Below are 20,855 nucleotides of genomic sequence, written 5' to 3' on the forward strand. Positions count from 1 at the left end.
GATGGTCAGCTTTTGCTTGGCGCTCGCCTTTTGCTTCGTGTTTTGCACGCGACCACCTATCCCATGACCGACATGGTGAGCAGCACCGCGGCGATGCAGTACGCCACACACGAGATCATGACGGCGATAACGTTCATGGCGGTACCCGACGTGTTAAGGTCGTGCTCGTCGCGCCAGAACAGCACCATCAGGTAAATCACGGCGCTCATGTTGCCCACCAGGCAGATGATGGCGGCAATGTTAAAGCAGCCGGTAAAGAGCTGCTCCTCAAACATAGAGGCATCGGGGAACGCAGCGGTGCGCACCAGCTGCGCGCACAGGTAAGTAACAAGCGAAAGGATCAGACCCATGCCCGTGCTCTGGAAGAAGAATCCCAGGTACGGTTTGGGCTCGTCGTCGTGACCGTCGTACTCGAGGAAGTAGTTCTTGACGAACGACACCATGCGCGAGGCAGCCAGCAGCACGAGCGGCATGGCGCACATGGGGAACACCACCAGATGCGCGGAGCCCAGCGCCGTCCCCAGCACCGTCGCCATAATGCACGAGGCGATGCCCCACACGACAACCCAGTACTGACGATGCACGAACCAGCTGAGCACGTTCGTCGAGTCGTCGGACGCGCTATCGCCCGAGCCGACACCGGCGATCTGCAGGTCCTCCTGATGCTCCTCGGCGATAACGTCCATGGCGTCGTCGAAGGTCACGATACCCAGGATATGACGGTTCTCGTCGCAGACGGGGATGGCAACCAGGTCGTACTTGGTCATCTCGTCCGTCACGTCTTCCTGGTCCTCGTCGGGCGACACGTAGACCAGATCGCGATAGGCGAGCTGGCCCAGCGTGGCGTCGCGGTCGGCCACGATCAGCGTGCGCAGCGAAAGCACGCCCGTCAGCATGCCGCTCGGATCCTCGGTATAGACGTAGTAGACGCTCTCGAAGTCCTCGTCGAGCTCGCGAATCGCCTCGATGGCGTCACCGACCGTTGCCGTGGCGGGCAGGGAGACAAACTCCGAGGTCATGATGCGGCCGGCGGTGTTGTCCTCATACCCCAGCAGGTTACGAATCGCCTTCTCCTCCTTGACGCCCATCAGGCGCAGGAGCTTCTCGGCCTTCTCGTAATCAAGCTCGTCGATCAGGTCGGCAGCGTCGTCCGGGTCCATCATGGCCAGCATCGACGATGCGTCCGTGTCGGACAGGCCCTCGAGCATCTCGGTCATAAGCTCGTCGTCATCGAACTCCGAGATAGCTTCGGCTGCCTGGGCGGTATCGAGCTGCGCAAACACCTGCGCACGTAGGCGCGGGTCGAGCTGCTCGATAATGTCGGCGATGTCGGCAGGGTGCAGCTCGCCGAGCGTCTTGTGCGACACCGAGAGTTGGATGTTTTTAGTCGAGCGGTCGAGCAGGTCCATGTAGGACCAAGCGATGATGTCCTCGCTGAGCGGCTTGCCCAGGTGCTTCATAAAGCCCTCGACGATATGCTCGAGTGCGGGGCTGATCGCGCGCAGCAGACCGCGGGCACCGACCTCGGCACCCAACAGGCGCAGCTGGTTTTCGCCCGACATGGAAAACTTGATGTCGTTGACGCGCACGACCTTCATGCCCTGCGTGTCGACGATCTGCTTATTGAGCACGTCGCGCGCCAGCAGGAGCTCGGTCGGCTGCAGGTACGAGAAGCGAATATTGGTGGCAGACGTGTTGAGATACACGCCCGTCTCGTCGATACGGTCGACCCATTTGCGCCAGCTGATCATAAACGGCGTCTTGCCGGGGCCGCGGAACGCGAGCGACGTCACGTGCGGAAAAACTTCGCCGGTAGCAATGCCAAAATCGTTGACCACGCCGAGCTTTTCGCCGTCGACGTCCAAGACCGGCAATTTGAGCATCTCACTCAGATAATTCAATGGTGCTCCCCATCATTATTCCTCCGGACGCGGCCGCGCGTGCGGCGTCCGGGGGCTTCTGGATATGTATACGCATGCGCGGGCGGCACGCCGCTCGACGCTTACACCCCGTGCATGCGCAAAAAGCACCTGCATGGGGTCATCGACTGTATGGTCGAGGTTTGGATTTCACCTGTAACCTTTCTCTTGACCCTCATTAACCGCAGTAACTATAGCATCAGCATCGCCCTGCGGCATCGAATTTATGCGCTGCACATTGCAGGCATACCAAACGCTGACGTATCCGTGACATAGCCCTTGGGGACGTTCTTAAACGACTACCCAATGACTACTCTGTGGTGTCATCGTCCTCGGCAAGTTGGGGGAACACGGCGTCCTTGGGCATGGTGACCTTCGTCAGCGAGGTGAGCTTTTTGCTGAGCGATGTGTCCGTCTTGACCAGGTCGCTGAGCGTCACGATCTTGTATCCGTCGGCGACAAGACCGTCGATAATCTGCGGCAGCGCCTCGAGCGTCTGCTCGGCGCATTCGTCTCTATCGGTGAGCAGCACGATATTGCCCGGCGTCACCGAATCGAGCACCGTTGAGACCTGCTCGTCGGCACCGTTGAGCAGCCAGTCGCCCGAGTCAATATTCCACGAGACCACGGCGGAGACCAGGTCCATCGCATCAATCCAGTTTTGCTCGTCAAAGGCAGCGTAGGGAGCACGCAGCAGCATCGTCTTCACGCCGGTCGCCGACTTAATCGCATCGGTGCCTTTCGTGATCTGTTCGCGTACCGTCTCACGGTCCTGACCCTTGAGCGAATCGTCGCTGTAGCTGTTGGATCCGATCTCGCACCCGGCATCGACAATCGCCTTGGCCGTGGCAGGCGAGGCCTCGGCCGCATCGCCCGAAAGGAAGAACGTCGCGGTAACGCCCTTTTCCTTGAGCACCTGCAAGATCTGTTTGGTGGCGCCGCTCGGACCCTCGTCAAACGTCAGCGCCACGTACTTTTTGTTGCCCTTGGGCGCCACGCTGGCGCACGCAACGACGCAATCGGTGGCGGGCACAACCTCGCCGCGGTCCTGCGTCTTGCCCGATTGCTCGCCGACCCACACCTCCGAGCGGCCCTGGACACCCCACGTCTGCACATACTCGATAGCGCCCGTGCCCTCGACCTTGAGCTTGGGCTCGATAACCGTAGCCTGAACCTCGTGCTTCTCGTAGGTGTTACGGCCATCCTTGACCGTCACCTTCTCGCCGCCCTCAAGTTCGCGGCTATCCCATTTGCCCTGTTTTATGCGCTTGCCGTCCACCTTAACCGACAGCTTTTCGCCGCCATGGCGCTTGAGCACGCTGTCATCGACGGCCAGCAGGTCGCCTGCGTCGTAGGTATCGGTCAACTCCTGGTCGTCGATGAGATTCTGCAGCGTAGAGCCCACGCGCACCGCGGTCTTTTGCCCGTTAAGTTCCACGTCCACGCTGCGGTTGACGTAGCCCACGACGGCAGCGATAAACAGCACGAGCGCACAGCCCACGGCAATGAGCGCATAGGGCAGACGGGACGGTCGGCGCGGCGAGCGCCCGTTGCCGATGCGCGCGCTGCGGTCGCTAAACCCGCGGCTATGGTTGAGGTACATCGCGCCGGGCTTACGGCGGCGACGGCGCTGACCGCTGGGCAGCTGCCCCAGGTCGCGGCGCGCCGTCGGACGCGCACCCGAACGCCCGTTTAAGTTGGATCCGTTTTGGCGCATGTGCCCTCCCCCATAAACACAGCAAGCCGGAGCAACAGGTCTCCGGCTTGCCTCCCATCATTTGGTACGTCGCTATTTTGTAGCTTTTGACGAGCCTCCGCTCGCCTTTTGGTATTCGTCCTTAAAGGCCTTGAACATGCCGCGCGTCTTGCCGAGCTGCTTGCCCAGTGCGCGACTGCCCTTGTCCACGGCAACCGATCCCTTGTCATCGAGCACCTTGGCGCCCTTCTTGACCTTATCGCCCACCACGACACTGGCCTCGGCAGCCTTGGCGGCCGCGCCGCCCGAATACCCGAGCGCCTTGACCTCGTCCGAGACAATCATCGCGCCGTTCTCGTAGCCGCGCAGCATCGTCGGCGGCACCTGCGTGTCACCAACCAAAACACTCGAAGCAGCACCGGCGGTCACATAGAATGCCTGCACGATGCCCGAGCGCGGCTTGAACTCGACGTCCGAGCAATAGCCCACGACGTCGCCCGATTCCGTGCGCACGTCCATACCGACCCAGATGATGCAATCGTCCAGGTTGATGTCGAGGCGCTTGGCGGCGGCGGCATCGTACGTGTCCTTGACGTCATCGACCGCAATGGCGCCCTCGTAGACACCAATGGCGTCGAGCGCTACGAATCGATCGGGACGCTCGATCATGCCCGCGATATCGGACTGGCGGACCATAAAGCCGACCACGCGCGTACCGCCCGGGGTAAAGACCGGAAAGTGAATCTTTCCGAGCTTTTTAGGGCTGCGCGGCGTGCCGTCCTTTTTGGTGCGCTTGTCCTCGGTAGGCTTGCGATAGATCTTGGCGCCGACAAAATCCCCGGCGCGCATTATGCCTCGGTCGAGGGCTCCGCAGCCTCGGTATCAGCCTCGACGGCGTTCTCGACCACGACGTCGGCGGCAGGCGTCACGTTGCCACCCGAAATGGCGTCGTTGAGCTGCTCGCGCAGCTGGTCCATGCGCTCGCGGGCCAGGTCGACCTTGGCGCGCAGGTCGTCGGTCTTGGCGTCGACCATCGGGCCAAAGTCATTCACCGCAGCACGGGCCTCCTCGGCGCTGTGCTCGTAGGTGTCGCGCATATTGTCCCAGGCGTCGTTGGCGATATCGGCAGCCATGGCGCGGGTCTCGGCGCCCGAGCGCGGGGCCAGAGCAACACCGATAATAGCGCCGGCAGCGGCACCAAAAAGTGCGCCAGAGACAAAGCTGAAAGTCTTACCCATGATCATTCCTCTCCTGCGGGCACGTCGGTGCCCACCGTTTGAATGCTGTCCATTATACCCGCAGCGCATCACTTGCCGCTCCGCTCATCTGCGTACGGCAAAGGTGCAGGTACGTGATGGTGATAAACGCGTAGGCCTACTCCTGAGGCATAGCCGGCATGGCCACCGTGGCACCCGGGTCCTCGCCGGCGCCGTCCACGAGCGGCAGGCCGCCCTCATGCGCAGGTCCTGCCGGAACCGTCGCCGCACCGCCAAAGACGGCAGCGGAGGCCTCGTGGCTCTCGGCAACCGCGCCCTCGGTATCAATCGCCACCTGGGGCTCGTCGTCAAAGTTGGGGACGCCCTGGGGCTCGGTGGGAACGGGCTCGGCGGTCGCATCGGCAACGGGCTCGGCGTCGACCGGCACATCGCCCTCGTCAGCGCCCTCGTCCTCGGCAGCATCTTCGCCGTTCGCAGCGGCGACGGCCTCGTGAGGATCCTTGCCCTCGGCCTCGGCGCGCATGCCCAGCACCAGGTTGCGCAGGCCCGCGACCGTGCCTTCCACGTCGGGGGCAGGCTGGTCGGCGTGCAGGTACGCCCAGTCCATCATAAAGGTGGCCGACGACAGCGCACCGATGGCCAGTGCGTCGTCGGGGCACGAAAGCTCGACCTCAAAGACACGCTCGTCATGCTCGCTTACGCGCGTGCGGCCGCACGAGATGCTACCGGCAAGACCGGTCTCGTTCATGAGCTCGACCGTCACGTGCTCCAGCAGGTGGCAGAGCTCGGTCTGACCCATGCAGTCCTGGAACTCGCGGCCGGAATCACCCAGGCACAGGTGCTTGGCAATCGCCGGTACCAGGTAGTACACGCGCGCCGTGGCCTCGATGTCCTCCGAGGTCATGAGCGGCATGCCGGGGTTCACCAGCACATGCGCGCAGATCTTGTCCTCGCTGACGGTGACCTTAAGGATGTTGAACAGGCCTGCCATAACTCTCCCCTACTCTTCCTTGCCCTACTCGTCGCCGTCGTGCGGATTCGCGGAACCCGCACCCGACGTCGTCGGCTCGTTTACCGAAGACTCGGAATCCTTCTTATCGGTTTCGGCCGGAGCGATCACGCGAATGAGCGAGATGCGCTGGCCACGCATCGACTGCACTTTAAACTTGTACCCCGCGACCTCAAACACCTCTCCGATGTCGGGCACCGAGTCACAAAGCTCCAAAATCCAGCCGGCGATGGTCTCATAATCATCGCTTTCCTCGAGCGGCCAACCAAGCTCAATCGCGTCATCGCACGAAAAACGCCCATCGACGAGCCACTCGCGGCGCGAAAGGCGCGTGAGGTACTTGTTGTCGGGGTCGAACTCGTCCTCGATCTCGCCGACGATCTCCTCGACGATATCCTCGATGGTGATGATGCCGGCCGTGCCGCCGTACTCGTCCACGACCACCACGATCTGGTCGTGCGAGGTCTGCATCTCGGACAGCAGCGGCAGGATGTCCTTGGTGTCGGGCACAAAGGTGGCGTCGCGCAGGTAATCGGCGATGGGCTGGTCGCCCTTGCCGTCGAGCGCGGGCTGGATCAGGTCCTTGATGTGCGCGATGCCCGCGACGTTGTCGGGGTCCTCGTGATAGACGGGGATGCGGCTGAAGCCGGTCTGGCGCATGGTGGACAACACGTCGGCGACCGTCTCGTCGTCCTCGCACATGGTGGTGTCCACGCGCGGCACCATGACCTCGCGGGCAACGGTGTCGCCCAGGTCGAAGATCTCGTGGATCATACGCTTTTCCTCGTCGAGCAGGTCGTCCTGCTCCGAGACCATGTACTTGATCTCTTCTTCCGAGACGTTCTGACGGTCGTCGGCACTCTTGATGCGCAGAATGCGGGCCAGGCCATCGGAGCAAGCGCCAGTCAGCCACACGAGCGGACGGGCGATCTTTTGGAACACGGAAAGCGGTCCCACGACCTGCTTGGATACGCCCTCGGCATTGGCCAGGCCGATGCGCTTGGGGACGAGCTCGCCGATCACGATGGACACGAAGGCGACCGCGACGGTGATGATGACCGGCGCCAGGCCGCGCGCGATGGCGGAGAGCGGCGCGATGCCAAAGCTCATGAGCCACGTGGCGAGCGGGTCGGACAGGCTCGTCGAGGCAACGGCGGACGAGGCGAAGCCCACGAGCGTGATGGCGACCTGGATGGTAGCCAACAGCTGATCGGAGTCGGCGGCGAGCTGGACGGCGCGCTCGGCGCGCTTGTCGCCCTCCTCGGCATCGTGTTCCAACACGGCGCGCTTGGCCGTGGTGAGAGCCATCTCGGACATGGAGAAGTAGCCGTTGATAAGCGTCAGGACAAGCGTGGTAATAAGGGAGATGGTTATGTCCATCGGGAGTTTCTCGAACCTCCAAGATTCGGGACGTTGGGTAGTAAGCGTAGGTGACGGATAGGGCAATTGCGCCGGTCGCCCGTGGGAGCGAGGGCATGGGCGCGGTCGCTAGATTACGAAGAGAATCACCGCCATGAACTGGAAGATGCTGCCGGCGAGCACCCACAAGTGGAAAATACTGTGCAGATAGCGCACGTTTTTGGCGATATAGAACGGCACGCCTGCGGTGTAGCACACGCCGCCGACGGCGAGCAGGGCAAGTGCCACGGGGTTGAGCAGTGCCACAAGTACGGGCAGCTTAAAGACAACGAGCCAGCCCATCAGCAAGTAGACCAGGCCACTTACCCAGTGCGGTTGACGTTCGCGCATAAAGCACTCGAGGGCGATGCCGATAATGGCGATGGCCCATACGGCAAAGAACAGCGCAGGGCCGCCGTCGTTTGCGAGCGTGATGAGGCAAAACGGGGTATAGCTGCCGGCAATGAGCAGGTAGATGCAGCTGTGGTCGATGATGCGAAACACGCGCTTGGCGCGCGCGGGCTGAATCGCGTGGTAGAGCGTGGAGGCTAGGTATTCGAGAATAATGCTGACGCCATAGACAATTGCCGCGGCCATGTGGGCCGAGCCTCCGCCGCGCAGGGCGGCGAATACGATCAGGAGCACCAGGCCCGCGATACCCAGCAGGCAGCCGACACCATGGGTGACGGAGTTCATGATCTCCTCACCCACCGTGTAGTGTGGAACGGCCGCGGTCTTGGGTCGCGGCTTAGAACTGTCGCTCGAATCGGACATGCCGGTTACATCCTCCAATGTAAAGAGTTCTCAACACTATATCAAAGCGTCTGGGTACGTGCGAAATTTGCACCTTACGTGACCCTTTGTTTACCCATTCTTTGCTTGTTGACGCATCAACGGCGAACATCCATAATGCGCTTGCATTAAATGTTGATGTATTAACATCTTATAGGAGAATACCGCATGGCTCAAAACGCACACCCCCATCGAAAGCTCAAGATAGCAGGCATCGTTGCACTGGTGGTTGTCATTGTGCTGCTCGGATTTGCCGGCAACTTTCTGTTTGACTTCGCGCTGAATCCCCGCGCGCCATACACCATGAAGATGATGCAGGACGGCAAGGACGACAAAGAAAGTGAGCAGCCGGATGCCGAGGACACCGAGGCACGGGCATGGTTTAAAAAGAATCGCGAGAGCAGCAGCCTCACCGCAGATGACGGAACCGAGCTCTCCGCTTGGTATTTTGCCGCCTCGGAGAACACCCACGATTACGCCGTCTGCCTGCATGGATATACCAACGAGCCCATCGGTATGGCCCGATACGTCAAGCGATTCCACGACCGCGGCATGAACGTGCTCGCACCTGCCGCCCGCGCCCACGAGCGCTCCGGCGGTGACTACATTGGCATGGGCTGGCCCGAGCGACTCGATGTCGTCGCGTGGATCGGACGGATCGTTGCGGCCGATCCCAAGGCGCGCATCCTGGTCTTTGGCGAGTCGATGGGCGCGGCGACTGCCATGAACGTAGCGGGGGAATCTCTGCCCGCAAATGTGAAATGCATTATCGAGGACTGCGGCTATACAAGCGTTTGGGACGAGTTTTCCCTGCAGCTCAAGGACGTGTTCGGCCTGCCCAGCTTTCCCTTGCTCGATGTAGCAAACTTAGTGTGCAACGTGCGCGCAGGCTACGACTTTCATAAGGCGAGCAGTGTGGACCAACTCGAACACGCGACGGTTCCCATGCTGTTTATCCACGGCGACCAGGACACCTTTGTGCCGTACGACATGCTCGACCAAAACTACGACGCGTGTGCCAGCAAGGTTAAACAGAAGCTCACTATCCACGGCGCCACCCACGCCAAGAGCGCGCAAGTTGACCCCGAGCTCTACTGGAACACGGTCGACGACTTCCTCGACAAGAATTTTTAAGCAAATAGTACGGTTTACTGGTCTATCTGGCCCCTAGCACTTCCAAAAAGCCGCCCGTGGGCGCTGTGCTCACGGGCGGTTTTTACTAACGTTGCGCTACAAAAGCGCTTGATATGTCCAATAGCTAGGCGCTATTTGACCTCGATGAGCTCGTACTTGCTCGTGCCCAGGCCGATCTTCTCGGCATGCGCGATGCACGCGCGCCAGTCGGTGTCGGGATGCGTGATGCAGAAGGGATCCTTGGCCTGCTCGCCCTCCAGATGCTCGTGATTATGCTCCATCTTGGCCGCGCTGTCGGTAAGCTCGGTGTTAGGCAGCGGCTCGGACGCCAGGACGGCGTCGGCGCAGGCCTGGTCGATGGCGACCGGGTCGAAGCTCGCAAACATGCCGATGTCGTTGACGATGGGCGTGTCGTTCTCGGCATGGCAATCGCAATTGGGGCTGATATCCATGGCAAGCGAGATATGGAAGCTCGGGCGGCCGTCGACAACGGCCTTGGTGTACTCGGCGATCTTACAGTTGAGCACGTCGGCCGCGGCGTCATAGCCGGGCTTGATGGCGTCCTGGTTGCACACGCCGATACAGCGGCCGCAGCCCACGCAGCGATCGTGGTCGATGGCAGCCACGTGAACCGTGCGGGTGCTGCCGTTGGCAAGCTCGCGCTCATGCGTACCGTCAAACGTGATGGCGCCGTGCGCGCAAATCTTCTCGCAGGCACGGCAACCTACGCAGTTGGTGGTATCGACGCTCGGCTTGCCGGCGGCATGCTGCTCCATCTTGCCGGCACGGCTGCCGCCACCCATACCCAGGTTCTTCATGGCGCCGCCAAAGCCCGCCTGCTCATGACCCTTAAAGTGCGTAAGGCTGATCACGATGTCGGCATCCATGAGTGCCTGGCCGATCTTTGCCTCGCGCACATACTCACCACCCTCGACCGGGACGAGTGCCTCGTCGGTACCCTTGAGGCCGTCGGCGATGATGATCTGGCAACCCGTGGCATACGGGGTAAAGCCGTTCTGGTAGGCGGTGTCGATGTGCTCGAGCGCGTTTTTGCGGCTGCCGACATAAAGCGTGTTGCAGTCGGTGAGGAAGGGCTTGCCGCCCAGCTCCTTGACGACATCCGCGACGGCGCGGGCGTAGTTGGGGCGCAAAAAGCTCAGATTGCCCAGCTCGCCAAAGTGAATCTTGATAGCGACGAACTTGTTCTCGAAGTCAATCTGCTCAATACCGGCGCGACGGATGAGACGCTTGAGCTTGTCGAGCTGGCTCTCGCGAGCATGCGTGCGCAGGTTGGTGAAGTACACCTTAGCGGGTGCTGCGGGTGCAGTTGCGGTCATAGATCTATCCCCTCGGTCTATATGGCGTTACAGACATAGAGGATGGTACCCGTTAAAGTAGGGTCGAAGTCAAGCGCAACGCCGAGTCGTTAGGCACTCATTGGGGACAGACTTAAATGAGTACCGCCAGGGACAGTCCTTGCCAGCCCGGCCAGCGAGCCGGCGAATCGTCAAAGACTGTCCCCGATGACCAGTCATTTAAGAACGTCCCCGATGACTACTCTTGCACCTTGAGGGCCTCGGCTAGGCTGACGCGCTTGATAGAGCGCGTGTGCAGCAGCGCCACGACCAGGTAGGTCGCAAAGCCAATGCCGACGCATGCAGCCATGGACCAAGCGGGCACGTAGATCTCGATATTGCCGTTGTAGGCGAGCAGCATCGAGCGGAAGATGGCCGTGAGCGAGCCAATAATGACCGGCAGGCTCAGCACGAGCGACGCCGCCACGCACAGCGTGATCGAGCGGATGTACAGATGCGAGATCTCACTATCGCGATAGCCAAAGACTTTCATGTAGCTGATCGAACGGGCGCTGTGGTCGATCACCGCTTTGGTCAGCAGGTACATAAACAGCAGGAAGATAAACACCGCGAGCCCGACCATCATGCCGATCATTTTGCTCATCATGCCGATGAACTGGTCACCCACGGCGCGCATGTCGTCGGGCGTGGTGTCGCCGGCAAAGTAGCGCGCGTCGAGGTCGAGCTTCTCGTCGCTCACATAGCCGTTAAAGTAGGCGGCGTCGTTGTCGAACAGCTCGTTAAAGTCGTCGATACTCATATAGATGTTCATGTCCGACTTGGAGCCCCAGGCACAGTCCTTGCCCGCGTACTCAAAGGAATAATGCTCACCCTCGTACTTGTCGCTGAGCGTGACCTTCTGGCCCTCGCTCCAGCCAAACTTATCGAGCAGACCGCCGCCAAAGACGACGCGGCCATCGCCGATGTTGAGGCCCTTCCAGTAGCGCGAATCGGACGAGATGCCGTAGACAGAAATCGTCTCCTCGCCATTACCGTCGCCACGGTCGTACTGCAGCTGGTAAACGGCATATTTCTCGGCCTGCGCGATTGCGCCCGCGCCGTTGTCGGTCGTATTGACCGGGTGGATATCGTCGTTGTCAGTGTCGATCTTAGAGGCCTTGTCGATCAGGTCGATAGCCTCGTCGCGGTCGCAGCCAAGGGCATCGGCAAGATCGTCAAGGCGCGCGTAGAGCGCATCCTTCTTGTCCTGGACCTTGGCAAGCGCATCCTGCGCTGCGGTCAGGCTCTCGGCAGACGGAGATGCGGTCGCGGCATCGGCTGCCGTCTGCGCCGCATCGGCCGCGCCGTCAAGCTCGTCATCGGCATCCTGGGCGGCAGAAAGCAGCGCGCCGTCAACCGACTGCAAGTGCTCGAGTGCCGACCACTGCTCGCGCTCCTCGGCAGTGCCCTCGAGCTCCAGCGGCGCCTTGAGTGTGTACTGATGCTCGGCGACCAGGCTCGTCTCGAGGTTGTCCGCATAGTGCGTCATCGTGGGCAGGATCGCCAGACCAAAGAGCAAAAGCAGCGACCCAAACGCGATGCCCACGAAGAGCGTGGCGAAGTTGCCTAGGTTGCGCAGGAAGATGCGCAGGCGGAAGCGGGAAACAAAGCCCATGCGCTCCGGCAGCTGCAGGCCACGCTTGGTGCCCGATTTGCCGCTCGCCTCGTGGCGAAGGAACTGCAGCGGCGTCTTGCCCATCTTGCGAAGCAGGCCCACCAGCGTGATAAGGATGAGCGCGGCGGCGGGAACCACGGCGCACTTCACAAAGATCTCCCAGCTCCAGTACACCTGGAAGGGCGGCAGGCTGTACGAACCGTAATAGAGACCGCGCATGGGCTCGGTAAAGAACGCAACGCCGAGCGCGGTGCCCAAAAGTGCCGCGAGCACGCCCACGATGGCGGGAAGCGCGAGGTAGTGCAGCACGATCTCGCGGCGGCGATAGCCGCTGGCGAGCAGCGTGCCGATGATGGCGCTCTCCTCCTCGATGGTGGCGTCGGTGAGCACCACAAAGACAAATGCCATGATCACGATGATGATGTCGAGCAACGTCATCCACATCATGGCGTCGCCGTCCACGTCGTCGCGCGCATAGCCAATGCCCTGATTGGAATCGGCATCGATCAGATCGTCCACGCGCGCATCGGCATCGGTCAGCGCCTCGACCATATCCTGCTCCGCATCGATGCGATCCGCGGTGGGGAGATCGCGGTCGTTAAAGGTAAAGGAGTACGTATAGGCGGGTGCGCCGCCGGCAGCCTCGAGCGCAACAAAACCGGCGTCGGTGACCTCGGCTACGCCATACGTGATGGTGTTCACCGTAAAGTCCGAATTGTCGAGGAACAACGCCTGGCTATCGGGCTGCGTCATGATCCCGCAGATGGTATAGGTGCGCCCCTCGAGCTCGACCTTATCGCCGATGGCGAGGTCGTTATTGGTGGCAAAGACGCGGTCGATGGCCACCTCGTCGTCCGCCTTGGGTTCCTTGCCCTCACAGTAGGACGCAATGTCCACCTTAGCGCGGTGCGCATAGGTGCGCAGGGTCCGCTTGGTGCCGTCGTCGCCAGCCGCCTTTTTGATGATGGCGTCGATAGAGAAGTTCTTGTAGAGCGTAACGCCGCCGACGCCCTCCGCCGCGTCCTCGGCAGCCTTGAGCTGGTCTTTGGTGGCCTCGAAGGAGGTGGTCACGCGGCCGTCCTCGATCGTGTACGCATCGCGCATGTCGTCAATGAGGCAACCGATGGAATGCGCCGCGAGCAAAAAGCCCGAGGTAAGGGCGATGCTTCCGCACATAAGCAAAAAGATGCCCAGGTACTTGCCGATATTGCGGCGCAGCTCGCGCGGGAGACGTTTTGCGAGAGGTGTCATGGCGCCGCCTACCAATCGAGCTCGGCGGCCGAGACGGGCGACTCGTTGAGCCCATCCTCGACGATGCGCCCGTCGCGCAGGCGCAACACGCGATTGGCCATGCGCGCGATGGCGGTGTTGTGGGTGACGATGATGATGGTGCAGCCGTAAGTGCGGTTGACGTCCTCCATGAGCTGCAGAATTTCCTTGGACGTCTTGTAGTCGAGCGCGCCGGTGGGCTCGTCGCACAGCAGCAGGCCCGGATTTTTGACGAGTGCACGGCCGATGGCGCAGCGCTGCTGCTGGCCGCCCGAGACCTGGCGCGGGAACTTGTTGCGGTGTTCGTAGAGGCCCAGCGAACGCAGCAGGTCGTCGACATTGAGCGGGTTTTTGGACAGGTGCGCCGTGACCTCGATGTTCTCCTTGATGGTGAGATCGGGCACCAGGTTGTAGAACTGGAAGACAAAGCCCAGCTCGCGGCGTCGGTATTCGCCCAGATCGGCAGGCTTGAGCACGGTGAGGTCGCAGCCGTCCACCATGATGGAGCCGCCGTCGGCATCCTCCAGGCCGCCGATCAGGTTGAGAAAGGTCGACTTGCCCGAGCCCGAGGGCCCCAGCATGACGCAGATCTCGCCGCGGTTGATGGACGTGTCGATGCCGTCGAGTACCGTCAGGCGCGCATCGCCGTCGCCGTAGTGTTTCTTGAGTCCGTTGACCTGGACGTAGGCACGCTTTGTCGCCATGCTATCCCCCGTTGTTAGCCTTCTGCTACTTTTCTAGGCTAATAGTAAACCCGGGCGAACTATTTTTAAGCGACGTGCGCGGCTTTTTTCCAACCTACTCATTGGGGACAGACTTAAATGAGTGAAATCGCTCATTTAAGTCTGTCCCCAATGAGTGCCGGCAGGAAAGGAACGTCCCCAAGTGCCGACATATTGGGACAGTCCTTGCCAGCCCGGCCGGCGGGCCGGCGAATGGGCAAAGACTGCCCCCAGCGACCAGTCGTTTAAGAACGTCCCCAATGACTAGGTGGCTAGGCGTGGGATTTGGCGCGTGCGAGGGCTAGGCCTACGGCGGCGATGGCCACGGCAAAGAGTGCCGTGATGCCAAGGTCGCAGGCGATGTCACCCAACACGGCGGACGTCAAATCCGAGGCAAGCGCCTTGCCGATCGCGTCGTTCACCCAAAACGTCGGCACAAAATGCGCCACGGTCTGCACGGCCGAACCCATGAGCGACAGCGGCATCCAGGCGCCGCCCAAAAACGTCATGAGCATGCCAAGCAGGTTGCCCACACCGTTGAGTAGCTCCTCGCGCGCACCCAGGCTCGACAACGCAAAGCCAACGGCCAGCGGCGTACACGCCAGGGCAAACGTCGCTGCCAGCGCCAGGCATACACGGCCCACGCCGACCTCGGCGACCGCGCCGGCAAAGCCCACGACACCCATCATGCTCGACACAAACCAGATACAGACGGTGAGCACGGCGGCGGCCGCAAACACGGCAAGCGAACGCTGGCGCTCGGGGATTGGGCCGGCATCCATACGACGCACGCGCTCGGGCGCGTTCATGCCCGAGAACACCAGCCCCACCGACACGATGACCGACGAGATAATCGCGTACGCACCAAAGTTAAAGTACGACTCGAGCGTGGCGGCGGCAGTCGAGTCGACTTTGACCTGCTCGATCCCGACCTCCGCGCGCTTCGCGGCCGCATGTTCAGCAGCCTTGGCAACGTCACCGTTGGAGGCGGTGGGCTCAAGTGCCGCCGCAGCACCCGCGAGCGAGATCCAACGCGAGGCCTCGGCAGACGAAAGCGCTGCCGCCATGGTGCCGGCACCGTAGGTCACATCGAGCTTGGGCAGGGCCTGCCCCGCGCGAGCGGCTGCAACGAGGTCGCCCTCAAACCCCTCCGGGATAAAGAACACGCAGTCGGCGCTGCCCTTGGCGCTGTTGCTCTTGGAGAGCGCGTCCGCAAGGTCGTAGGTGTCGTCGCCGACGCCCGTGACCAGCTCAAAGCGCGAACCCAGATGCTTGGTAAGCGCCCGCGAAAGATCGCTGTCGTCGCGGTCGACCACGATCACGTTGGCATCGTAGGGCTTATACTCGGTGAGCTGCGACGAGTTCCAGCTCACCGATGCCGCGATAAACACACCCAGCAGAGAAATAAACACCGTGTAGATGAGCAGATAGAGCGGGTGCGCGAGCGCCATGCGAAGCGCAGTCTTAAAGGTGCTCATAGCGGCTCCTTCCAAAGATCAGCGTGGCGGCGGCAACGAACAGCAGCGCCATAAGGACCAGCGCGCCGGCGCGAACGGCAAAGGGGCCCAGGTCCTCAAAGAAATACAGGCGGTTGAACATGTCGCAGATGAGCTTGACGGGGTTGAACCAGCACTCGGCCGGGCAGGCGCGGGCAACATCGTCGGCAAGCGCCATCGCCGGCTCGCCGTAGAGGCCGGCGAACAGGGCGCACGTGGTGGCAAAGCCCGTGAGGATGCCCGACTTGGACGCCTTGCCGCCCTTAACGGGAAGCGTGCCCACAAAGAGCCCCAAGCCCGTGGCGGCAAGCGCGGAAGCGGCGGCGCCCACCAAACACAGTCCCTCGCGCCCGCCAAAGTCGATGCCCACGACCAGGCGCACGTAGCCAATCGCAATCGCCATCGAGGCAAAGGAGACCAGCCACGAGCCCACAAAGATGCCAGCCAGCGACGCCGTCTTGGAAAGACCGCCCACGCAGCGACGTGCGCCGAGGCCCGACAGATTGGGCTGCAGATCGACGACGCTCAAGGCGGCAAACTCGGCAGACATCATCGCCACCAGGCCAAAGAGCGCGTAATAGTAGATGACTGTGCCATCGGGCGTGGTGCGCGTAAGGCTCACGCGGCGGGTGCCGCCCTCGAGCGACAGGGCGCGCGCAACCACCTCCGGGTCGGCGAGTGCCGCCGGGTTGTTCTGGGCAATCTGGGACATGAGCTCGGCATTTTGCGTATACGAGCTTGCCACCGTCTCCAAAATGCTACGGTCGGTGAGCACCGATGAGGCACGCGAGCTGTCGTAGCTCGATAGCAGCGTGAGCTTGGGTGCGCCTTCGGCGTCAACCGTATAGATGCCCGCGACCTCGCCGGCCTTAAGCGCACGGTTCGCATCGGCTGCGTCGTCGCACTCATGGATCTCGAGCAGTTGGTCGTCGCCCTCCTCGTCGAGCGACGTCGCCACGCTCTTAAAGGTCGAAGCGTCCCAGGCCTCGTCCGCCACGACGGCAACCGGCACCGGATCGACCGTGCCGTCGGAGCTGAGGTTCGCAAACATAAACATGAACATCGTGGAAAGCGCAATGGGAAAGAGAGCACCCCAGACCCACGTGCTCGGCCGGCGCAGCAGCGTCTTGACCGTGATAATAATGGTGTTGAACATGGCTGCCCCCTAGTCGCGCAGCTCGCGGCCGGTGATCTCGAGGAACACGTCGTTGAGGGTCGGCGGCTCACTCCACACGCGGCCGAGCGCCACGTCGGCGGCGCGCAGCGTGTCGAGGATGTCGACCAGATTGTGCGGACTCGCTTCGCAGGTGCAGACGAGCTCACCGCCGGACAGCTCAACCGAAAGCACATGCTCGAGGGCGCGCAGTCGCTCGACCGTGGCGGGCTCGACGGCGCCGACCTCGACGGTCACACGCTCGCCCATCTGAATCATGCGCTTGAGCTCGTCGTTGGTGCCCTGCGCCAGCACGCGCCCGCCGTCCATGATCATGATGCGGCTGCAGATTTGCTCGATTTCCTCCATGTAATGGCTGGTATACACCACCGTGGCACCCTCGTCGCGCAGGCGGCAAATGCCCTCCAGGATGGCGTTGCGGCTCTGGGGGTCGACCGCCACCGTGGGCTCGTCGAAGAAGATGAGCTCGGGCTTGTGCGCGATGCCGCAGGCAATGTTGAGCCGGCGCGCCAGGCCGCCCGAGAGCTTACCGGGGCGGAACTTGGCAAAGTCGCCCAGACCGACAAAGTCGATCGCCTCGTCCACGAGCGCACGGCGGCGCTTGCGGTCGTTGACGTAAAGACTGCAGAAATAGTCGATGTTCTCACGCACGGTAAGCTCGTCGAACACCGCCACCTGCTGCGGCACCACGCCTATGCGGCGCTTGAGGTCGTAGCGGGCGGGCGTCATGGGCTCGCCGAACAGCTCGATGGTGCCTTTGTCGTAGGCAAGCAGCTGCAGAATGCAGTTGATGGACGTGGTCTTGCCCGAGCCGTTGGGGCCGAGCAGTCCAAAGATTTCGCCGGGGGCGATGCTCAGGTTAAAGTGGTCGAGCGCGATAAGATCGTCATAGCGCTTGACGAGGTTTTCGACGTGGACGATGTCTGTCATGAGGCGGCCCTTCTGTTGATCGTGGCCCGGTACGATTGCATCATCGCAGGAGTGGGCGGCGCGCACCAGTGAGCTTTGTCACGAGTACGAGGGGGCGGAGGCGAAACCCCCGCTCGCGCGAGCGATCGACGCCGCTTTGCCGCGCGGGAGGAATGTCACGGTTGCCCCGGGCGGCGCCTCCCCCGCGCGCAGCATCGCGTACAATACCCGTATGAACAGGCTTTTCGACAAATCGATTGTGCTGGCGTGCTGTATTGCGGCCGCCATGGGTCTTGCCGTGGACGCTCGTCTGGTTGTGGCGTTTTGCCTTGGCGTTATAGCCACCTCGGCGTCGGAAGTCGCACGAGAAGAACACGCCCATCGCGCGAGCGAGGCCGCGAGCTACGCTTACATCATCGCTGCCGTCTTCGTGCCGCCATTTATGCCGTTCGCACCCCTTGCCTTCTATGACATCGCGCGACGCGTGCGCCGTGAACGCATCTGGCCCGCGCTGGCGATTGGCGCCGTGTTTGTCTGCGCGCTTGTCGCGGACCTTCGTGGCGGCGTGCTCACCACCCGAACGCTGTTGCTAACCGCCATCCTTTCGATCGCTGCCACGTTGCTGTCGCTGCGCACTGCGCAGCTGGAGCGCGAACAGGAACGCATGCGTCGCACCCGCGACAAGCTGCAAGAACGCGCCCTGGCACTCGAGGCACGCAACCGCGACCTCGCCGACCGCCAGGACTACGAAGTCGAGCTCGCAACGCTCGCCGAACGCGCCCGCATCGCGCGCGAAATCCACGATAACGTGGGCCACCAGCTCACGCGCGCTTCGCTCCAAACCGAAGCCTTGCGCGTGGTCCACGCCAACGAGCCCGGCGTCGCCGCCGATTTCGCCGATGTCAAACGCACGGTTGACGAGGCGCTCCAGCTCGTGCGCGCCAGCGTCCACGCGCTCAACGACAACGCCGTCGACCTTTCCGTGCAGCTCGAACGCATCGTTGAAGGCGCGCGCTCGGACGGCGGCCCGCAGATTGAGCTTGAAGTTATGACTGAACATACGCCCGCAAATGTCGCCAACTGCTTTGCGGCGGTCCTGCGCGAGGCGCTCTCCAACACCATGCGCCACGCTTGCGCCCATGCTGTCACTGTACGATGCATGGAACATCCGTCATTTTACCAGCTCATCGTTACCGACGATGGCACTGGCGGGACCCGGACGGGTGGTCGCCGCGTCGCAGAAGGCATGGGGCTCGTCTCCATGCGCGAGCGCGTCGAGGCGCTTGGCGGAACCTTCACCGCCGGCCTGCGCGCCGGCGCCCCCGGCTGGCGCGTGTTTGCCACCGTCCCCAAACAGCAAGGAGATGACGCCCGATGAGGCTCATAGTTGTCGACGACGACCGCTTGGTAGTCGATTCGCTCAAGATTATCCTGGGCGCCCAGCCGCAGATCGAAGTGGTTGGCACCGGAGCCGACGGCAACGACGCGGTGGCACTTTACGCCGAGCACGCGCCCGATATCGCGCTGCTCGACATTCAGATGCCGGGGCGCGACGGCCTTTCGGCGGCGCGCGAGATCCTTGAGCACGACCCCGCGGCACGCGTGGTGTTTCTGACGACATTCTCGGATGACGAGTACATTGTGTCGGCGCTCAAGCTGGGCGCCCGCGGTTACCTGATCAAGACCGATGTCGCCGCCATTCCGCCAGCGTTGGCGCAGGTCATGGATGGCAAACGCGTGCTCGAGGGCAAGGCGATCGAAGATGTCGATTTTGATGGGGCGAACGCTGAGGCCGGTGCGACTCGCCGGCCCGCGGCCTTTGCCGGTCTGACCGACCGCGAGTTCGAAGTCGCCGAGCTCATCGCCCGCGGCCTCGATAACAAGGAGATTGCCGCCACGGCTTATATGGGAGAAGGCACGGTGCGCAACCACATCAGCTCGATCCTGGCCAAAATGGGCCTGCGCAACCGCACCCAAATCGCCATCGCCTACCTGCGAGGGTAATTACCCAACGGCCGACCGCTCCGGCATAGCAAAATGGATGCTACCGATTTAATGCCATATCAAAACTATGCCGGTTTACTACGATGAATCGCCCACCTTCGACCACGGTAAATTGTGCGCTTGCAAAACCGCAGGTAGAACGCTTGTAATATTTAGAAAAATGCAGTCATGGTCGGAAATGTCGAATTCATCGTAGTAAACCGGCATAGTTTTGTTCGGTCGGCCCTGCACGAGCGCCTCCGCAAGGCTCGCGGGACCAAAATGATCCGTTTTCTTCCGCCCGCGGAGATCGGCTGACGGCGCCCGCCACGAAATGGGCCCATCTACTACGTTTGACCCGATACCCCTGACCATAGCCGCGTTTCATGAAAAATCGCAGGCGTTCTACCTGCGGTTTTCATTTCACATTACTTGCCGTGGTCGAGGGCTGCCGTCTAAACGTAGTAGATGGGCCCATTTCGTGGCAGACGGGTCACGCGGCAGCCCTCGCAAGGCCAAAATGATCCGTTTCCCTCTGTCCACGGGAGATCAAAGGCTGTTACGGATATGGTGCCATTCCAAAACTACGCCGGATTACGGAGCTAAAGTCGGAGCCCTCATCCATACCCCCTATTTTTGAAAAACAGCAAGCAGTCTACCTGCGGTTTTATTATCTTGGTTTTCGATATGGTCGGAGGTTCGCTATCCAGCCCCGTAATCCGGCATAGTTTTGTTCGCGACGGCCCAACCGCGCGTTTAAGCGCGGGGCCGGTGGGGCAATTTTGCCCCACCGGCCCCTATTCCAGCTCAATTCCAGCGCTATTCCGGCTTGGTTTCTACCGTGGGGGTCTTGTCCGCTGCGACTGGGGTGCGGGCGGTGTCCATAGTCAGGCAGTGCTTGGGGCAGCTCTCGATGCACTCACCGCACACCACGCAGGCATACGGGTCGATCGACCACGTTCCACCCTTGCGATCGACTGCGAGCGCGCCCGCCGGACAGCGACGCGCACACATGCCGCAGCAGATGCACGCGTCCATGTCGTTGACGATATGCCCGCGCAAGCGCTCGGGTGCCGCGAGCTTCTCCTGCGGATAGCACACCGTTACCGGCTGCTTGACCATAGAGCCCAAGGCCGTCTTGGCAAATGTCAGCAAACTCATGCCGCG

General features: G+C 61.8%; 17 protein-coding genes. 3 read left to right on the forward strand and 14 right to left on the reverse strand.

The genetic code is table 11. The annotated features are described in order from the left end of the window. Nucleotides 1-56 precede the first annotated feature (56 nt). The 7 genes from DXC79_RS01255 to DXC79_RS01285 form a co-directional block, all read right to left on the reverse strand. The gene (locus DXC79_RS01255) at nucleotides 57-1,901 is read right to left on the reverse strand and encodes a magnesium transporter (RefSeq protein ID WP_117634573.1); all 1,845 of its coding nucleotides are present in this window, start codon (nucleotides 1,899-1,901) and stop codon (nucleotides 57-59) included. A gap of 328 nt (nucleotides 1,902-2,229) precedes the next feature. Next, entirely contained in the window at nucleotides 2,230-3,636 is a 1,407-nt protein-coding gene (locus tag DXC79_RS01260) for a polysaccharide deacetylase family protein (protein WP_233502635.1), read from the reverse strand. A 72-nt stretch (nucleotides 3,637-3,708) separates the two neighbouring features. Further along, complete coding sequence (locus DXC79_RS01265; RefSeq protein WP_117634575.1) at nucleotides 3,709-4,464, reverse strand: PRC-barrel domain containing protein; 756 nt, start codon at nucleotides 4,462-4,464, stop codon at nucleotides 3,709-3,711. Then, entirely contained in the window at nucleotides 4,464-4,853 is a 390-nt protein-coding gene (locus DXC79_RS01270) for a YtxH domain-containing protein (RefSeq protein WP_099432470.1), read from the reverse strand. Before DXC79_RS01270 ends, DXC79_RS01265 begins: the two co-directional genes overlap by 1 nt. Nucleotides 4,854-4,989: 136 nt before the next feature. Continuing rightward, complete coding sequence (locus DXC79_RS10140; RefSeq protein WP_222847415.1) at nucleotides 4,990-5,823, reverse strand: hypothetical protein; 834 nt, start codon at nucleotides 5,821-5,823, stop codon at nucleotides 4,990-4,992. A 24-nt stretch (nucleotides 5,824-5,847) separates the two neighbouring features. Further along, nucleotides 5,848-7,221: a hemolysin family protein gene (locus DXC79_RS01280; protein WP_117634577.1), complete on the reverse strand. Its 1,374-nt coding sequence runs from the start codon at nucleotides 7,219-7,221 to the stop codon at nucleotides 5,848-5,850. 108 nt (nucleotides 7,222-7,329) lie between these two features. After that, a complete protein-coding gene (locus DXC79_RS01285; protein ID WP_187361909.1) occupies nucleotides 7,330-8,013 on the reverse strand; it encodes a hemolysin III family protein in 684 nt (227 codons plus the stop codon). A gap of 186 nt (nucleotides 8,014-8,199) precedes the next feature. Here DXC79_RS01285 and DXC79_RS01290 point away from each other — a divergent pair, with 186 nt between their 5' ends. Next, on the forward strand, nucleotides 8,200-9,165 hold the full coding sequence (locus DXC79_RS01290) for an alpha/beta hydrolase (RefSeq protein ID WP_117634579.1): 966 nt from the start codon (nucleotides 8,200-8,202) through the stop codon (nucleotides 9,163-9,165). Nucleotides 9,166-9,296: 131 nt separating this feature from the next. Here DXC79_RS01290 and DXC79_RS01295 read toward each other — a convergent pair whose 3' ends face one another. From DXC79_RS01295 to DXC79_RS01320, 6 genes are all read right to left on the reverse strand, one after another. Further along, nucleotides 9,297-10,502 carry a DUF362 domain-containing protein gene (locus DXC79_RS01295; RefSeq protein ID WP_117634581.1) on the reverse strand — a complete coding sequence of 402 codons (1,206 nt, stop codon included), beginning with the start codon at nucleotides 10,500-10,502 and terminating at the stop codon, nucleotides 9,297-9,299. 217 nt (nucleotides 10,503-10,719) lie between these two features. Beyond that, nucleotides 10,720-13,386, reverse strand: coding sequence for an ABC transporter permease (locus DXC79_RS01300; protein WP_117634582.1), 2,667 nt, complete (start codon nucleotides 13,384-13,386; stop codon nucleotides 10,720-10,722). Nucleotides 13,387-13,394: 8 nt separating this feature from the next. Then, nucleotides 13,395-14,108 (reverse strand): ABC transporter ATP-binding protein, encoded by a 714-nt coding sequence (locus tag DXC79_RS01305; protein ID WP_117634584.1) that lies wholly within the window; start codon nucleotides 14,106-14,108, stop codon nucleotides 13,395-13,397. Nucleotides 14,109-14,398: 290 nt separating this feature from the next. Further along, nucleotides 14,399-15,604 carry an ABC transporter permease gene (locus tag DXC79_RS01310; RefSeq protein WP_117634586.1) on the reverse strand — a complete coding sequence of 402 codons (1,206 nt, stop codon included), beginning with the start codon at nucleotides 15,602-15,604 and terminating at the stop codon, nucleotides 14,399-14,401. After that, nucleotides 15,591-16,778: an ABC transporter permease gene (locus DXC79_RS01315; RefSeq protein WP_117634588.1), complete on the reverse strand. Its 1,188-nt coding sequence runs from the start codon at nucleotides 16,776-16,778 to the stop codon at nucleotides 15,591-15,593. The genes DXC79_RS01310 and DXC79_RS01315 overlap by 14 nt, the downstream gene beginning before the upstream one ends. A gap of 9 nt (nucleotides 16,779-16,787) precedes the next feature. Then, nucleotides 16,788-17,726 (reverse strand): ABC transporter ATP-binding protein, encoded by a 939-nt coding sequence (locus tag DXC79_RS01320; protein ID WP_117634590.1) that lies wholly within the window; start codon nucleotides 17,724-17,726, stop codon nucleotides 16,788-16,790. A gap of 211 nt (nucleotides 17,727-17,937) precedes the next feature. Between DXC79_RS01320 and DXC79_RS01325 the strand changes: the two genes are divergently transcribed. Beyond that, the gene (locus DXC79_RS01325; RefSeq protein WP_117634592.1) at nucleotides 17,938-19,083 is read left to right on the forward strand and encodes a sensor histidine kinase; all 1,146 of its coding nucleotides are present in this window, start codon (nucleotides 17,938-17,940) and stop codon (nucleotides 19,081-19,083) included. Then, complete coding sequence (locus DXC79_RS01330) at nucleotides 19,080-19,709, forward strand: response regulator transcription factor (RefSeq protein WP_117634594.1); 630 nt, start codon at nucleotides 19,080-19,082, stop codon at nucleotides 19,707-19,709. The genes DXC79_RS01325 and DXC79_RS01330 overlap by 4 nt, the downstream gene beginning before the upstream one ends. Nucleotides 19,710-20,507: 798 nt before the next feature. Here DXC79_RS01330 and DXC79_RS01335 read toward each other — a convergent pair. Next, entirely contained in the window at nucleotides 20,508-20,849 is a 342-nt protein-coding gene (locus DXC79_RS01335) for a 4Fe-4S dicluster domain-containing protein (RefSeq protein ID WP_117630030.1), read from the reverse strand. Between the last annotated feature and the right edge of the window lie 6 nt (nucleotides 20,850-20,855).

This window comes from Collinsella sp. TF08-11AT, from assembly GCF_003437035.1.
Taxonomy (GTDB): domain Bacteria; phylum Actinomycetota; class Coriobacteriia; order Coriobacteriales; family Coriobacteriaceae; genus Collinsella.

What these genes read in the sequence shown, in the direction of transcription:
- DXC79_RS10140 (WP_222847415.1), bottom strand. Translation starts at nt 5,823, where the DNA reads ATGGCAGGCCTGTTCAACATCCTTAAGGTCACCGTCAGCGAGGACAAG.
- DXC79_RS01330 (WP_117634594.1), top strand. Translation starts at nt 19,080, where the DNA reads ATGAGGCTCATAGTTGTCGACGACGACCGCTTGGTAGTCGATTCGCTC.
- DXC79_RS01265 (WP_117634575.1), bottom strand. Translation starts at nt 4,464, where the DNA reads ATGCGCGCCGGGGATTTTGTCGGCGCCAAGATCTATCGCAAGCCTACC.
- DXC79_RS01305 (WP_117634584.1), bottom strand. Translation starts at nt 14,108, where the DNA reads ATGGCGACAAAGCGTGCCTACGTCCAGGTCAACGGACTCAAGAAACAC.
- DXC79_RS01270 (WP_099432470.1), bottom strand. Translation starts at nt 4,853, where the DNA reads ATGGGTAAGACTTTCAGCTTTGTCTCTGGCGCACTTTTTGGTGCCGCT.
- DXC79_RS01260 (WP_233502635.1), bottom strand. Translation starts at nt 3,636, where the DNA reads ATGCGCCAAAACGGATCCAACTTAAACGGGCGTTCGGGTGCGCGTCCG.
- DXC79_RS01325 (WP_117634592.1), top strand. Translation starts at nt 17,938, where the DNA reads ATGAACAGGCTTTTCGACAAATCGATTGTGCTGGCGTGCTGTATTGCG.
- DXC79_RS01290 (WP_117634579.1), top strand. Translation starts at nt 8,200, where the DNA reads ATGGCTCAAAACGCACACCCCCATCGAAAGCTCAAGATAGCAGGCATC.
- DXC79_RS01320 (WP_117634590.1), bottom strand. Translation starts at nt 17,726, where the DNA reads ATGACAGACATCGTCCACGTCGAAAACCTCGTCAAGCGCTATGACGAT.
- DXC79_RS01285 (WP_187361909.1), bottom strand. Translation starts at nt 8,013, where the DNA reads ATGTCCGATTCGAGCGACAGTTCTAAGCCGCGACCCAAGACCGCGGCC.
- DXC79_RS01335 (WP_117630030.1), bottom strand. Translation starts at nt 20,849, where the DNA reads ATGAGTTTGCTGACATTTGCCAAGACGGCCTTGGGCTCTATGGTCAAG.
- DXC79_RS01280 (WP_117634577.1), bottom strand. Translation starts at nt 7,221, where the DNA reads ATGGACATAACCATCTCCCTTATTACCACGCTTGTCCTGACGCTTATC.
- DXC79_RS01310 (WP_117634586.1), bottom strand. Translation starts at nt 15,604, where the DNA reads ATGAGCACCTTTAAGACTGCGCTTCGCATGGCGCTCGCGCACCCGCTC.
- DXC79_RS01315 (WP_117634588.1), bottom strand. Translation starts at nt 16,778, where the DNA reads ATGTTCAACACCATTATTATCACGGTCAAGACGCTGCTGCGCCGGCCG.
- DXC79_RS01295 (WP_117634581.1), bottom strand. Translation starts at nt 10,502, where the DNA reads ATGACCGCAACTGCACCCGCAGCACCCGCTAAGGTGTACTTCACCAAC.
- DXC79_RS01300 (WP_117634582.1), bottom strand. Translation starts at nt 13,386, where the DNA reads ATGACACCTCTCGCAAAACGTCTCCCGCGCGAGCTGCGCCGCAATATC.